General features: G+C 44.5%; 13 protein-coding genes. 3 read left to right on the top strand and 10 right to left on the bottom strand.

The features are described from left to right. Nucleotides 1-50 precede the first annotated feature (50 nt). Nucleotides 51-1025, top strand: coding sequence for a DUF2161 family putative PD-(D/E)XK-type phosphodiesterase (locus tag MHB56_RS22890; RefSeq protein WP_339281871.1), 975 nt, complete (start codon nt 51-53; stop codon nt 1023-1025). 980 nt (nt 1026-2005) lie between these two features. Here MHB56_RS22890 and MHB56_RS22885 read toward each other — a convergent pair. Together MHB56_RS22885 and MHB56_RS22880 are read right to left on the bottom strand one after the other, a co-directional pair. Beyond that, nucleotides 2006-3223 (bottom strand): aminotransferase-like domain-containing protein, encoded by a 1218-nt coding sequence (locus tag MHB56_RS22885; RefSeq protein ID WP_076184673.1) that lies wholly within the window; start codon nt 3221-3223, stop codon nt 2006-2008. A gap of 144 nt (nt 3224-3367) precedes the next feature. Beyond that, complete coding sequence (locus tag MHB56_RS22880) at nt 3368-4024, bottom strand: response regulator transcription factor (protein WP_036684433.1); 657 nt, start codon at nt 4022-4024, stop codon at nt 3368-3370. Between the two features lie 284 nt (nt 4025-4308). On the opposite strand from MHB56_RS22880, the gene MHB56_RS22875 reads away from it, so the two are divergent. Then, on the top strand, nt 4309-4716 hold the full coding sequence (locus MHB56_RS22875) for a hypothetical protein (protein WP_036684435.1): 408 nt from the start codon (nt 4309-4311) through the stop codon (nt 4714-4716). After that, nucleotides 4713-5777: a phosphodiester glycosidase family protein gene (locus tag MHB56_RS22870; RefSeq protein ID WP_143761961.1), complete on the top strand. Its 1065-nt coding sequence runs from the start codon at nt 4713-4715 to the stop codon at nt 5775-5777. Before MHB56_RS22875 ends, MHB56_RS22870 begins: the two co-directional genes overlap by 4 nt. A 346-nt stretch (nt 5778-6123) precedes the next feature. Here MHB56_RS22870 and MHB56_RS22865 read toward each other — a convergent pair whose 3' ends face one another. From MHB56_RS22865 to MHB56_RS22830, 8 genes are all read right to left on the bottom strand, one after another. Then, on the bottom strand, nt 6124-6378 hold the full coding sequence (locus MHB56_RS22865) for an AbrB/MazE/SpoVT family DNA-binding domain-containing protein (RefSeq protein ID WP_036684437.1): 255 nt from the start codon (nt 6376-6378) through the stop codon (nt 6124-6126). Between the two features lie 126 nt (nt 6379-6504). Further along, a complete protein-coding gene (gene trmL / locus MHB56_RS22860; protein ID WP_076218323.1) occupies nt 6505-6969 on the bottom strand; it encodes a tRNA (uridine(34)/cytosine(34)/5-carboxymethylaminomethyluridine(34)-2'-O)-methyltransferase TrmL in 465 nt (154 codons plus the stop codon). Between the two features lie 124 nt (nt 6970-7093). Beyond that, complete coding sequence (gene serC / locus MHB56_RS22855; RefSeq protein ID WP_076141387.1) at nt 7094-8182, bottom strand: 3-phosphoserine/phosphohydroxythreonine transaminase; 1089 nt, start codon at nt 8180-8182, stop codon at nt 7094-7096. A 106-nt stretch (nt 8183-8288) separates the two neighbouring features. Then, entirely contained in the window at nt 8289-9176 is an 888-nt protein-coding gene (locus tag MHB56_RS22850; RefSeq protein ID WP_076303845.1) for a hypothetical protein, read from the bottom strand. A 111-nt stretch (nt 9177-9287) separates the two neighbouring features. Next, on the bottom strand, nt 9288-12026 hold the full coding sequence (locus MHB56_RS22845; protein WP_341144042.1) for a GH36-type glycosyl hydrolase domain-containing protein: 2739 nt from the start codon (nt 12024-12026) through the stop codon (nt 9288-9290). Nucleotides 12027-12055: 29 nt separating this feature from the next. Further along, the gene (locus MHB56_RS22840) at nt 12056-12892 is read right to left on the bottom strand and encodes a carbohydrate ABC transporter permease (protein ID WP_036684447.1); all 837 of its coding nucleotides are present in this window, start codon (nt 12890-12892) and stop codon (nt 12056-12058) included. After that, complete coding sequence (locus MHB56_RS22835; RefSeq protein WP_076126435.1) at nt 12892-13785, bottom strand: carbohydrate ABC transporter permease; 894 nt, start codon at nt 13783-13785, stop codon at nt 12892-12894. Before MHB56_RS22835 ends, MHB56_RS22840 begins: the two co-directional genes overlap by 1 nt. 127 nt (nt 13786-13912) lie before the next feature. Further along, nucleotides 13913-15283 carry an ABC transporter substrate-binding protein gene (locus MHB56_RS22830; RefSeq protein ID WP_076126433.1) on the bottom strand — a complete coding sequence of 457 codons (1371 nt, stop codon included), beginning with the start codon at nt 15281-15283 and terminating at the stop codon, nt 13913-13915. Between the last annotated feature and the right edge of the window lie 303 nt (nt 15284-15586).

The raw sequence follows: 15586 nt of genomic DNA, 5'->3' as shown, positions 1-15586 counted from the left end.
GTAAAACCTTATTGGGAAACCCGAAAATAAAGGCCTACGGGAGTGACAAGATGGCGGTACGACATGAAACGGAGCTGTATGCTCCTTTGAAGATTTTTTTTGAAAAGCAGGGTTACAGCATCAAAGGTGAGGTTCGGACCTGCGATTTGGTGGGGATTCGGGAGGACGTTGAGCATCCTCTGATCGTGGAGATGAAAAAATCATTCAATCTCGCCTTGCTGCTGCAAGGGGTAGAACGGTTGAAGCTCAGTCCTACCGTCTATCTCGCAGTGGAACGTGTCCGTGATAAAAAAGGAGCGGTGAACCAGCGCTGGGGCGAGCTTAGCGGATTATGCCGCCGGCTCGGTCTTGGGCTGATCACTGTTATCTTTTATAAGACCAAAGCACCGCTGGTCGAGGTGCTCGTAGAGCCAGACGAGAAGCCGCCTGCGCAGCGCAGCAATAAGCGGCGGCGCGAGCGCCTGCTCTATGAGTTCCGCGAGCGCAGCGGAGACTACAACACCGGCGGCAGCACGCGCGTCAAGCTCGTGACGGCCTACCGCGAGAAAGCGCTGCGTGTCGCGCTTTCTCTGCAAGCAGCGGAGGCGGACGCCGCCGCCGCTGCAGAGAAGGCAGCTGCGAAGGCTTCGCTCGCAGCTGCCAAACGTTCAGCGGCGGGCACCGCTGAACAGGTTCCGGCGCTGAGCTCAGCGCCGGAGAGCCGTGCTGCCGGGGACGCGGCAGCACGGGAGGCAGCGGCGGTAGGCACGCGAAGCGGTGCCCCTAGCGCTGCCTCAAGCACGCTTCCAGCGGCCGTATTGGCCGCAGGAAGCGCTCCCCGCTCGGCCGGCATCACTCCGGCCGAGCTGCGGAAGCGTAGCGGCGTACCCACCGCCGCCGCTATGCTTCAGAACAACTACTACGGCTGGTTTCACCGGGTAAGCCGTGGGCGTTACACCCTAACCCCAGCCGGTCATGCGGCGCTGGTGGAATATGCCGCGATAACAAGCGGCGTACCCAATAACAGCAATCATCCCATTAATTAGCTAACCTAGCCGGGACAGTACTTCTATCGACTATTTCTTTTTAGTCGGGTCTTATTCTTTTAGCTCGGTTCTAATCATTTACTCAGACTTTAAACTTATTATTCTGATGCACACATAACATGTGTAAATAACGCCAAAAAGCATCCCACCTACGGGATGCTTTTTCGTATGTCTAATCTTATTTAAATCCTATCTCTGTGCATTCCATGTTCTTAACTTACACTTAACATATTAGTATCTGGTGCGTACCACGCTCTTACTACACTCATACCACATTTAGATTACATTTTTAACACACTAGTATCTCATACGTACCATGTCTTATTTTACTCATATCTCATTAGTACTCATACATACCACATTCGTATTACATTCTTACCGCGTGTTTAACTCGCTCTTCCCACGTTCGCAAATCATTCTCATCACATTAGTAACTCATTCGTCCACATTCAGATTTCATTCGCGTTCGTATCTCACTCTTACCACGTTCATATCTCTGCGTACCTCATCCGGCTCTAAGTGCCTGTACTTATTTAACTTATTTACACTCTCGAACACGAGCCTTATTTACTAATTACTATTTTCTCTACTCTTGCTTTAACAAGCTACTCTTGCTGAATCATTCAAAGCAAAATAAGCTTTAAAAACACCATTCCGAAAAAGGCACACTAAGTTATTAGGGAAATCCTCCCCAATATTCTTCGATTCACACGCTAAAAACCGCATTTTAGGGAAATCTTCCCTGATTTTCGCCAGATTTACCCCTAAAACGGGGAATCCCTTGATTTTTTAGGGAGAAATTCCCTAAACAGTCCATTTTAGAGTTCAAATCGACCAGTTTTAGGGAGGATTTCCCTAATTAATCTCACATCACGAACTTCGTCTTGCCCGACTTGTAATTCTGTCCTTGTTTTAGCTCTAAAAGTGTCTTGTGTTATCATTCATTTCAATCATTTCATTCCCAACTTTCATTCCACTACCTAACTCCGTGCTGTGAACTCCTTAACCGCTTCGCTCATCAGATTCATGCCAAGCAGCAGCTCATCCCGGCCGGGATGGCTAAAGTTAAGGCGAAGGTGATTGCTGACTCCATCTACACTACATAACGGACCTGGCAAAAAAGCCACTCCCTTACCTAGCGCACATTTGAGCAACGCCATAACATCCATTCCCTCTGGTGGTGCGACCCACAGGAACATGCCTCCTGATGGAAGGTCATAGTAGCTGCCCTTCCAAGCAGGCCGCTTGAGCAGTTCCACCATAAGCTTCAGACGGGTGTTATACTCTCGATTCAGCTGCGCGATATGCTCACGCAGATCAAACGCAGACACATCCAATAAATGATGCAGCAGCCGCTGATTTAATGCGCTCGACTGCCAATCGGCCATCTGCTTAGCCGCAGACATCATTCTGATCAAGACTCGGCTGCCTGCCGCCCAGCCCGTCCGCAGCGCGGGCGCAACGGTCTTGCTGAACGAACCGATATAAAGCACGTGTCCGCCATCGCTGATATTTTCCAGTGCATACAAAGACGGATATCTTTTAGCCTTTTGTTCACCCTGCTTCTGGAAGTGCAAATCCCCATAAGAATCATCTTCCACAATCAAGATGTTATATGCGATACATAAATCCAATACTGCGCGGCGTCTCTCCAGACTCCATAAAATGCCGCTTGGATTAGTAAAGCTAGGGGTTGCGAACAGCATTTTCGGCTTATGCAGCTCAATCTGGCTCCGCAAATGCTCCGGATCAAGCCCGTCCAAATCACCCTGTACAGGAATAATAACGGCCCCCTGCATCCGAAGAGTCTGCAAAAATCCTGGTGAGGTCGGATTTTCTACTAATACACGATCTCCTGGATCAATATACACCCGCGACAACAAATCAATGGCTTGCTGGCTACCCGTTGTTAGCAGAACTCCACCCTCAACAACATTTACCCCTTTTTCTTTAAGCCAATCCCCTGCGAGCCACTCCCGAAGCGGTCCGTACCCTGCAGGATCACCATATTGCAGTGCTCCCGCATCTGCTGAAATCACCGTAGATGCTGCTTCAGCAAGCAGTGACAATGGGAATAGTTCTTCCGCTGGTAATTCTTCAGCTAGCGATATCATGGAGCTTCTCCGTGTTTGGGTGCGGATACTAAGAAGCGATGACGACAACAATGTGTGTGCGCGAGCAGAAAATTCGTAAATCATGCGAAATCCCCCTTCCCTGTTACCAAGTAGAAACGGCTTCGTCATCCTCATCCAAGGATGGGATGGTTACCCATTCAACATGATATTCTTACTTCTACTCCAAGAATATTCCACCCCATACGTCATTATGTCGTAAAGCGTGGGTTAGGCGTAGATTTGCCTGTTTTGTCTTGAGAAGAGCGCGAATTTCTCAATCGCTTGTGCCCGGGTCGAAACATCTAGCTTTACATAGATTTTGCGCAAATAATTATCAATGGACCGACGGCTTACCGCAATTTCAAGCGCAATTTTATCGTAGGTAATCCCTTGAACGATTCGCTCCATGATAAACATCTCTGTCTCCGTCAGTTGCAGAACATCATCTAATCCTTTAAATGTCGAAATCGGCCAAGCTCCTTTTTCAATCCATTCCAACGGCATTGAAAGAAAACCCTCCCGTAAACCCAGGATCAGCTGTAAAAGCTGACGGGGAGAAGCTCCCTTCGAGAATATCCCGCTGGCTCCTAGTTCTACGAGGGGCTGAAGCAGTTCTCGCCCGTCTTCGTCTGTCATCACGACAAAATGTGAGTTTGGTGAGCTTTTTTTCATATTTAACAGCACACTCTCAATATTCCCCTCAGGCATATGATAATCTACTAGCACTAGCTCGGGATTTTTTTCCCTTACGATGGTAGCGCCTTCGTCCCAAGTGGAATACATTCCCAGAACCTTAAGCCCCTCTTCCTCTTCCAAAATCAATTTTGTCCCCAGCATACTTGTAGGATGACACCCCACAATGACCACCTGCCAAACCTTCATCATTAATGCCCTGACCCCCTGCTCTATATATAATTATCTAGAAAGGAAAGCGCCGCAGCGTTTCCGGTTAAAACGCAAGCAAGGCTGTATGATGACTTGTCTGTATAATCTCTAGCTGGTTACCTTGTGTACGTCTATCAGAATTCCAATCTATAGAAATTGTATCGCAGTAGTTTAATAGGATGCAATTACTTTTTCTAGTTTTCATACTCTCTTACATTTTTGCGAATCTTGTCAAAGTCTGATAGAATGGGGACTTGAAAAAAAGACCAACCCGAGGTGATAAAATGCAACCGCTAGCGGAAACGTCCCCGGTACGCTCGCGCTCTACTACTGCGAGAAACGGCCCTTCCGTAAAATGGTTTTTACTGTTCTGGATTATGATGATCGGACTCGGCGTATATGCTGTATACAGCTACACGAACCATCTGAAGCAACAGGTGCTTACCGAACTTAGTACTCAGAGCCAGCAGCAGCTTACCGTTTTGAAGACCGACTATGAAGCAAAAATTGCCGTTCTCTCTGAAGAAGTGAAGGAATTGCAGAATACAGTGCAAAGCTTTAACGAACTATTAACCTTCACTAAAGATAATGCTAGTGCCAAGACAGATAACAGCAACAAGCTATATACGCAATTGAGTGAGGTAAGCAAACAGTTAGAAGCATTGAAGAAAGAAATGGATCTGATCAAATGATGACGCCAGTCAAAAGAGTAAACCGCTTCTTCATGCTTCTAACTGCACCGTTCATAGGCTTGTTTATTTGTATGTCGTGGTATCGACCACCGCTACAGCTAGACCTTGATGTAGGACAATTCACTCCAAGCGCTGGGCCAGTGAATGAAACAGCTTCCTTAAAAAAAGAGCTGACGCTGGCAGAGGCCTCCGCAGCTTACACCATTGATGCTGTCAGCGCTAGTGCCAAGCTATATAAAGAGACTACCACTACGATGAATAAGCTGGTCGAAACAGCACAGACTCAGGCGACCCGGCCTGAACTGATCTATAACCGCAGGATTTCAGCCAAGCTTGGTATACCTTCAGAGATCGTTACTAGCGACCGTATAAGAGTTGAGTTATATCGATTGAATCCAGGAAACTACAAAGCTTATGCGTTGAAAATCAAATTGAAGGACCCGACCGCTATGAAGATGAGCTTGGCGGAGACAGCCTCCGGTGCGGAAACTACTATGCATGCCGTACAGCGTAATGGTGCCATTGCTGGTATTAATGCGGGCGGCTTTGCAGATCAATCCGGAAAACGTTATCCCTTAAGCACAACTGTAGTGGATGGAAAGTATTTATACGGTTTTGAGCCCACGTACAAGGACCTAAGTTTTGTTGGGCTGAACAAATCCGGGCAATTAATCGGAGGGAAATTCTACAGTCGCGCACAATTAGATCAGCTAGATCCTGTATTCGGCGCCACCTTTGTGCCTGTCCTCCTTAAAAACAACATCAAAACACCCATACCCGAAAAGTGGAAAACATCCCCTAATCGGGCACCACGTACCGTGATCGGCAAATATAAAGATGATCAGATCCTGCTTTTTGTAGCGGATGGATATAATGAGTATGGCAGCTCTGGTGCACAGCTGGAGGAGATTCAGAACAAATTATCGAATATGGGTCTCGTAGATGCTTATAATTTAGATGGTGGTGGCTCTTCCTCATTGATCTTTAACGGAAGAGTTATCAATAAACCATCCGATGGAAATCTAAGAGCTGTGCCAACGAATTTTCTGTTTTTTAAATAATATAGTAAATTGTCTATGTAACATATCACATTTGCGTTTATTTTTATTAAATTGCAGGTTATAATCTTGATAACGAATACATTCGCTATTGGAGGTGCCAGTATGTCGTTCTCATTAACCTTTTGGATCGTAATGTTCGTATTTGTGTTATTTACGGTCGGCATCCTTACCTCATCTTACAACGACGACAAAACAAAAGGCCTATAAAGCCGATATGTCCCTGCAGCCACTTGGTGCGGGGGCATTTTTCGTATACATAAAAAAACTGCCCCCCAAGTAGAAGAGTTCTACGAAGAGGACAGTTTTTTATAAGCTCTTGGCTGTCAAAATTCAAAATATGTACTTCTTAGGCATGTCTTGGCAATTGAGTCATTTCCGAAAGGCATGCAGAACAAATATAACGATCTTTATATTCGCTTACACCATCCATCGATCCACAGAAAACACATTTTGGACGGTAACGCTCCAAGATGATATGGTCACCCTGTACCAAAATTTCAACCGGGTCGCCTTCATTCATCTGATACCTTTTACGCAGGGACTTAGGCAGAACAATTCTACCCAACTGATCCACTTTGCGAACTACACCAGCAGGTTTCATAACTAACGTACACCTCTCCTGTTCAAGAAAAATTATTTAGTAGCTACTACTTATTTCGGCTCTTTCAATATATTTCGTTACCTAATTGTCGAATCCTGCTGAAAAAAATAAAAAATTTGTCTTTTTTTAAATAAGATTAGGGAAATCCAATTGTCGAAGCGCCTCGTACACAATAATTGCTGCCGAATTGGATAAATTCAGAGATCTCACAGCATCACTCATTGGCATGCGCATTTTTGTTTCTTTACCTGCTTCTAGAATCTCTGCAGAAAGCCCCTTCGTTTCCTTGCCAAAAACAAAAAAATCGCCATCTTGGAACTTAAAGTCGCTGTATCTTTTCTCTGCTTTCGTCGTTGCGTAAAAGAAACGCCCCTCGCTATATTTCTCCAAAACCTCAGCAAAGGAGTCGTGATATTCAATAGTAACAGCATGCCAATAGTCTAATCCTGCTCTTTTTAATGTAGCATCGTCAGTACGGAATCCGAGTGGACGAACCAAGTGAAGATGAGTGCCGGTAGCGGCGCAAGTACGCGCAATGTTGCCAGTATTGGCCGGAATTTCCGGCTCGACTAATACGATATGGAGTGCCATTATATGGTTCCTTCCTCTCTAAAGGCTTAATAGCCAGATGTTTTACTCTAGTGCCTAACCATAGCTTCTCCAAACAAACTGAAAACCTTCCACCAAGAAGGCGGAAGGTTATAGATAGAATTCATTAACCTTGAGTTTGCCGGAAATGGTTCATGAAATCGGATAGTGCTTTTACACTTTCGTAAGGAACTGCATTGTAGATGGAAGCACGCAAGCCCCCAACACTGCGGTGACCCTTTAAGCCGACAAAACCTTCCAGTTCAGCAGCTTTGACAAACTGCTTTTCGAGTTCTTCTGATTGCATCCGGAAAGTAACGTTCATAATAGAGCGGCTGCCTTGTTCTGCAACACCACGGTAGAAACCGTCACTTCCATCGATGTGATCATATAACAGACCCGATTTTTCAAGGTTCTTGGAATGGATGCCAGCTAAGCCGCCTTGCTCCTCAATCCATTTTAATACTTCGTTCACCATATATACAGAGAAAGATGGAGGTGTATTGTAAAGAGAGTTATTCTTATAATGAGTGCTGTAACGCATGATAGTAGGAATGTTAGAAGGTGATTCTGCAAGCAATTCTTCTTTCGCGATAACTACAGTCACGCCTGAAGGTCCAAGGTTCTTTTGTGCTCCGGCATAGATCATTCCGAATTGGTTCACATCGATTGGACGGCAAAGTATATCACTAGACATATCCGCGATTAACGGAATCGAGCCTGCATCCGGAAATTCTGCATATTGCGTTCCTTCAATGGTCTCGTTGGAAGTAACATGAAGGTAAGCAGCATTCTCCGCAGCTTTGATCGAACTTAATTCAGGTATAGCCAAGAATTTCTTATCTTCGGAAGAAGCAGCAACATGAGCGCCTCCTACCAATTTGGCTTCTTTATAAGCTTTATCTGCCCAGCTACCTGTCATTACATAGCTACCTACTTGGCCTTCGGAAATCAAGTTCATAGGGATCATTGCAAACTGCGTGCTTGCTCCGCCTTGTAAGAACAATACCTTATAGCCCTTCGGATTGCCGAGGAGCGAAAGCAGACGTTCCTGCGCTTCATTATGCACGGATTCGTAAATTGCACCACGGTGCGACATCTCCATGATAGACATTCCACTTTCCCGGAAATCAACAAACTCCGCTTGTGCGCGTTCCAGTACCGTAAGCGGCAATGCTGCCGGTCCGGCATTAAAATTGTATGCTCTCTTATTCAAAACTGCTCCCCACCCTTTCTCTCCTATCAATATGGATATGGTTATGATAGCAATATTCTCCCGCACCAGCAAGTATAATTATTCACATAAAAGGTTAAGACGGTACTCATTTCGCAGTGAAAAACCGGTAAGATCGGCGCCAGCTCTTGCTTTGACGCGGTAAAAGACTAATGTTCACAAATACTTCAGGAGAGACTACATGACCTTCTCCCCACAGGGCCATACGTTCTACTGGAAAGTCCCCACTCTCTCGCACGCCTGTTCCACTAGGCTTATGAACCAACTCCCAGGTGAACTCATTTTCCTGACCTTCCCAACCGCTCAACTTGCAATAAAAGGGTTTATCCGGTTCCTTTGACCAAGTAAGGGTATTCCCGGATACCTCTAGCAATTCTTTCGTATAGGAGGATTCTGGTTCTACTACCTTGAGTTCCCTCGGAAGACGCAGTTCGAAATCCTGCCCAATATTCAACCCATCGATTCCGATGAAGTTGTGAATATATTCCTCCGTATGGAAAGGCTTTTGCCCTTTGTTATGCAGTTCATATGCAATTATTAATTGATCCCCCTGTAAAGAAATCGTTTTGGTTAGCTGCACAGCATATCCGTTGCTTTCCATCGGGTGGATCGTATAGGTGACCGCATCATTCCCTGCTTCGATATCCTTACTAAAAGAGGTTAAGGGGAACTCCTCATTGAAACTGTATAATGGGGAATTTCCTTTTTGTAACAATCCGACTCCGATTTTTGGAAACCAGCCTCCGATTGGTGCTTCATCATATCCAATTGCCCGGGAAATGCCAAACTCATTACAAAGCCCCTTGCCCCCAGTTCCTTCGCCTGGCTTCAAGCTTTCCGGCACACAAAACGTATGTTTCCCCTCTTCTAATGTCACCTGTGTAATAAATCCTGTCCAGTCAAAACGTGTGCCCTTATACTCTCCGATATCAGCGATATCGACAGTTAATATGCCATTTGACAGTCTGTAACCCATACCTAACGCGCCCTTTCGTTCATTGTTACAATGAATAAATATTCATTATTGAAAAAAACGTCTGCAGCCGCTATGAATAACGGTGCAGACGTCTTAAAATATCGTATAAAGCTACGCCAATGTCACTTCAATCAAGTGGCATTTCTCTGTCTGCAGAGAGAGCAACTCTTCACGCGGAATAATCGCACTTCCTGAGCCGCGCTGCAGCGTCACCTCGCTGCCATTCAGGGTAACAGCGTGTATTTGGTACTCCCCGTAGTTTAAGCTTCCTGTGGCTTTATAGACCACTTCAAACTCGCGATCCGCGAAGATTGTCTTAATAGAGGCTTTTCCCTCAGAATTAAACTGCGCTTTAACAAGCTTCGGTTCCAACAAAAGATCGCCTAGCTTACCTTTTACACCAAATACTTCAGTAACCATAGTTAACAGCAGCCAGCTCGCTGATCCTGTTAAATACGTATACATCCCTCTGCCTTGCTCGTTAATATACTCAGGAATTCCTGGGTATATGCGGGCTTTTGCAAAGTCAGTACTTAAGCTATACAGAGATTCTAGTACTTTATGTCCTTCTTTCACATATCCGCGTTTATACAACGCATTGCCATACATGATGGTCATGTGACTGAACATAGCACCGTTCTCTTTATGTCCAAAAGCAAAGCCAAAGGCGCGACCCAGATTTTGCTGGATCCCTCCAAAACGGGAATTAAGTCTGTACCCAATTTTGTCATCCAGTAGGTTACGATCCACGGCGGCAATGATATGAGGAATTTGCTCTGGCGCAGCTGCATGACCCATCAGCGGGAATACTTGACCTGTAAGCGTCATTCGAACGCCTTCTGCAAATTCCCCTTCCACTTGTTCTCCATCATTATTATAATAACCGTTAAACCAGCCTCCACCGTGTTCACTTTCCACCCACTCATTGCGGCGCAAATGATTAAAGATCCACTCTGCTTTTTGTTCCAGATCGTCCGCTACCGTCTCTATGTCGAGTGCTACACGAATACCGCTAACTTTGTTCGGAGCGGCAGCATAATATTGATTAAGTCTTTCATGCTTGCCTGATACAGATTCATAATCCACTTGCTCACCAAGCGAATCTAGCAATAGTTTCATTTCTTCTGCCAATTCAACTGTCTCTTGCCCTTTAGAAGTCTTTAGCGTACGCAGCACACGAGAAATATCCAATAAGTTACTTGCGTAGAATGCTGTGAAAGCTACACTCTCACCCCGGTCTGCGCCCATATCAAGACCATCATTCCAGTCTGCGCCCTCCAGCAGGATATTATTGTGCTCTCCAACATTAAAGAACGGAACCAGATTTTGCAGCAGGATATGCTCCAGAATCGTACCTTTATAAACCTCACCAGAAGTTGTTCTGAGATCACTTCCTAGCGAGGTATCCCATGAAGTATCGCGTTCCTTACACCGACTCATAAAGGTATCGCGGAAATACGTCTGTTCCTGCAATAAGAAATCAAGATCACCACTCTGATCCAGATATAACATAGTAGTTAAGAACGGCCAAGCTCCATGATCCATCCACACCCGCGGGATGTTGTTACGGTCGGCAATAAATTCACCAGGCTGTTGACCGATAATAGTGGCATTACTACCATCTATTCTTACCCCAGCGTAGTTGTTCAGCAGTAAGCTGCGCACTTCAGCCGGTTCCATAATAAGGAGTGCTAGACAATCCTGCCAAAGATCCCGCCAGCCACGTCCGCCTCTTCCATAATCATGATAAGGCAAGAAGGAGTTACCATAAAGTCTTCTCAGCACGGGTTGAATCGTAACCCATTTCATCCATTGGTCAGCATCTGAATCACCGGTATGAAATTCTACCATATTCACTTTATCTGCCCAGAAGGCTTTAGTTTCCTCAAGCAAATGATCAAAAGCTTCAGATGTACCATATTTGTTCATCAAAGCATCCACGTCAATTCTCTCATTATGGATCGCCATAACTACTATATAAGAATGGCTGTCACCAGGAGACAGAGTAAGCGTCTCGTAACGAAGACCCCCGATAGCCTCATATCCCTCTCTTTGTACGCCTCCGCCCTTGCCAATCTGTGGCGTGTTGTTCAGGATAACAGCTTCTGGCCAATCCAGGCTTCCACCTTCTCCAATGAACTCCTCCTGCACCGGAAAGAACCCCGCAGGTTGACTGCCGTCACCCTCTGCACCAAATACTCCATAAGAAGTGTGATTGATGCGGTGTCCCCGCTCATCAAAGGAGAGGGCAGGCTGAACCTCAACACCATAGGGTGAAGTATAAATCCGGTTAAGCAAAGAGGTTACATGTCTATGATCGCGCAGATCATCCGCCGAACGCGCGTAGATCGGAACTACCGCTGTCGGTGTCAGCGTAGTAGCCTCTGCTGCTGTATTGGTCAACTTAACCTTCATTAATTCGATTTTATCATTACCACTTGGCACAAAGCTGGTGATTTCTGCTTTAACACCCATCTCTGCGTTACAACGCGTTACGCGTTGCCACAAGAAACCAGCCTCTAGTACCGCTTCATCAGTAGACGATGTATAAAAATCGGCATTTTGCTTAGCGGAGTTCCCCACTGCCGACCAAGCTCCCTTGCCGTCTACGTATACCCAGAAGTTGCGGGAAGCCCGCGAATTATGCAAATCTTCAACCGATAATGGCGGTGTCAAAAATGTATTATGACCTGTGGTAACCTGACCATGAAGTTTTGGAGTTACTGTCGACATCATTCCCCCTTCATTCACTAGAGGGAAATATAGAAAACTGCTGCGATCCGGTTGCTGAAGCCTGAATTCCCCATCATTTCCGGTGAATTCGAAGCCATGAATTTTATTACGATCCATTCTCTCCATCCTCTCATTTACACAACTACTTAAGCTTTAACCGCACCTGCCAATGCACCGTCAACGATATACTTTTGAATGAAGGTGTATAGGATGATAAGCGGTGCAGATACGATCATGATCCCGCACGCCAACATAGGCCAGTTGTTTCCGTATTGACCGCGGAATTCTTTAAGCCCGAAGGTGATTGGATAGTTTTCTGGACTCGGTAAATACATGACCGGCCCCACGAAGTCATTCCAGATACTAATAGCTGTTAGAATAACACCTGTAGCAATTACTGGTTTCATAAGTGGCATGATGATCTGGAACAAATAACGCATATATCCAGCACCATCCATACCTGCTGCTTCATCCATCTCCCGGCTAATTCCTTTGATGTAACCTACAAACATCATGAACACGATACCCGTTCCGCCTGTTTTAAGGAGAATGTAACCCAGCTTCGTGTCATAACCTACAAATCCTAGCTCCTGTTTCATGGTAAGCATCAGCTTGAACTGTGCGACCATTGGATTCGGCAGGAACTGAGACATCAAGAAGAACAAATAAATAAATCCGCTCCACTTCACATAATTTCTCGCCACCGGGAAGGCCCCAAATAACGAAACAATTAGGGTCAGCACTGTTGCTACGGCTGTATACAGCAGACTGTTTAAGAAATAATTAGAGAAATTCCCCTGTAGCCAAGCTTCTTTATAATTATCCCATTGAATACTTTTTACGAGACCGATAGGATCTAGCAGATATTCTGTAAAGGACTTGAATGAAATATTGATTACAAATAACAACGGCATGATATACAAAACAAGCAACACTGCAATCAGAATATAAGAGAGAGTTTTGGCGGTTTTGGAATCCTTCATTAATATTCCACCTCTCTCTTACGCATTTGTTTCACTGCAAATACTACAAACACCAGAATCATAAGGAACTGAACCACGGAAAGCGCGGAAGGAAGTCCCATCTGTAGAGAACCACGGAACGTCTCTTTATAAACGTCATATGCCATCGTTCTTGTGTTAAAGCGACCGTCCGTAGTTGCGAGAATAATATCAAAGGTGGACATCGCACCGATAATAGACAAAATAATGTTAATCGTAAAGGATGGAGCGATAAGTGGGAATGTGATATTTTTAAAAGATTGCCACTTCGTAGTTCCGTCTATATATCCAGCCTCATACAAATCTTTGGGTACGGATTGTAGTCCCGCAAGGAAAATCAACATCGAATATCCCATATACATCCAAATTTGCGTAAATATAATATAACCGAACGCATGAGTGAAGCTTCCAAAGAACATATCTTTATAACCGAACAAAGAATCATACAGTTGGTTAACCGGACCACTCAGCGGATCGAACATCATGCCCCATACCAGTGCAACTACCGCCACACCAAGCACAACCGGTAAAAAGAATACCGCGCGATAGAAATAATCGCCTTTCAGCTTCTGATTGATAACTACGGCCATAAGCAGACCGACACCGTTCTGTACAATGGTTACAATGACCATGAAATAAATAGTACGTATAATGGAATCCCAACGCTCGCCTGAATTTCCTGAGTAAAATACATCATAATAATTGTCAAGGCCTACGAAACTCATCTTGCTTCCAGGAACGTTAGTGATATCTGTAAATGAATAGATGACCGTCATCATAGATGGGCCAAAATAGAAAATTACATACAATGATAATGGAATCATTAGCAGCAGAAGCGGTATATATCGTTTAAAACCTTTCCCGAACGGATACATTTCTCTCACCTACCCAATCCTAATTCAATAAAATGATCGGGGCCTGCACAAAACAGACCCCGAAGCTGTAAAACATGTTTGGTGTACAGTATGTTGTAGATTCTTTTTTATTTATCGGGATAGCTACTTATTTAGGTGCTGCTGCTTCCCATTCTTTTTGTTGTACGTCTGCAAGCTCTTTAGCGGTTTTAAACTCGCCGCCTGGTGCCAAATACTCAGTGTGAACGCCTTCAGCTGCAATGTGCTCACCAACGTTGTCACGGTTAATCATCATAATTTCATAAGCAAGCTCGAAATCTCCAGTCATGTATGGAGCAAGTTCTTTGTCAATAAAATCACTTTCAGTGGCAATATTGTCTTGTGTAGGCAAGAATCCTGCTGCTTTAACATATTCTGTGTAGTTTTCTGGTTCAGAGAAGAATTCCAGCCATTTCAAAGCGCCTTCTTTGTTCGGGCCTTTTTCTGCTGCATACCAAGTTACATCGTATTTACCGACAAGAGAATTATTCTTAGCAGCATCTTCTGTAGCTGGGATTGGGAAGTAACCAAATTTCACATCTGGATTTGCTGCCGCGATCGTAGGAGCATCCCAAGTTCCGTCAGCAATCATAGCTGCTTTTCCTGTTGCGAAAAACGAAGGTGCTGTTGCATAGTCGATACCCAAGAAACCGTCGATGATGTAGTTATCTTGAAGCGTCTTCATTTTCTCCAATACTTCTACAGCCTCAGCATCGTTAAATGCTGAAGTTCCTTTCCAAACACCCTCAATCCATTGTTGTTGGTTGCCGCCACCCAGAATCTTAGCTTGCAAACCGAACACTGGCAGTTTCAATGGCCATACGTCTTTACCAGCCACTACGATTGGAACAATACTCTTGGCTTTCAATGTATCTAGAACACTAATGAACTCTGTCCAAGTTGTAGGTACAGTCAGACCGTTTTGTTCAAAAATTTCTTTATTATAGAAGAATCCTGACATTGCTACTTTACCGGTTGGGATTGCATACACTTTATCTTTATAAGTGCCGGCTTTAGCAATATCATTCGCATTGTAGTTTTTAACGAAAGCTTCGTTGCTCAGATCAGCAATCAGTCCGGAATCAATCCATTGTTGCCAGTCTGGCACTTTCGCACCTGGTGTCCAATCTTTCGGGGACAATCTCATACCGGATAGATCGGCAAGAACATCTACGTCACCAGCTGTAATTCTTGCTCTTTGTGCTTGTTTGAATTCATCATCCGGACCCGTGGTTGTGTACTCCACTTTGTATTCCGGATATTTTTCTTCAAACTTTTTATTAATTTCTGTAATGACCTTGTTAATATTCTCTTGTTTCCAGTGTAAGATCTTAATCACTTTCTTATCACCAGATGCAGGCTTGTTTGTTCCGCTGCCCGGAGTAGCCTCACCATTCGCGTTGTTATTGCTGTTTCCACATGCTGCTAATGAGAGCACTAGCGCTGAGCTCAACAATACCGCAGAAAGCTTCTTTACCATTTTGTTACCCCCCAGATAATTTGTTATGACCCTTTTAACGAAACCACATGTTAATTTCTGAAAATCACGAAACAGTAAGGACGATATCACAGAAAGCGGTTTCGGTGTTTTTATTATTACATCGTTATTTGTCTTTGTAAAGTCTTTTTTCTTTGTTCGTTTTTGAACGTTTTTTGAACCGAATATTCAAAAAAACCTTTAAAACCAAGCATAATCCTAGTTTAAGAGTAAACATTCCATTGACTATAATCTTATTGAACTATAAAATAAGTAACGAAACTATTTCGTAAATCATAAATTCAA

Source organism: Paenibacillus sp. FSL H8-0315, assembly GCF_038005365.1.
In the GTDB taxonomy this organism is placed as follows: domain Bacteria; phylum Bacillota; class Bacilli; order Paenibacillales; family Paenibacillaceae; genus Paenibacillus_AQ; species Paenibacillus_AQ odorifer.
This window is presented reverse-complemented; position numbering and strand designations above follow the sequence as displayed.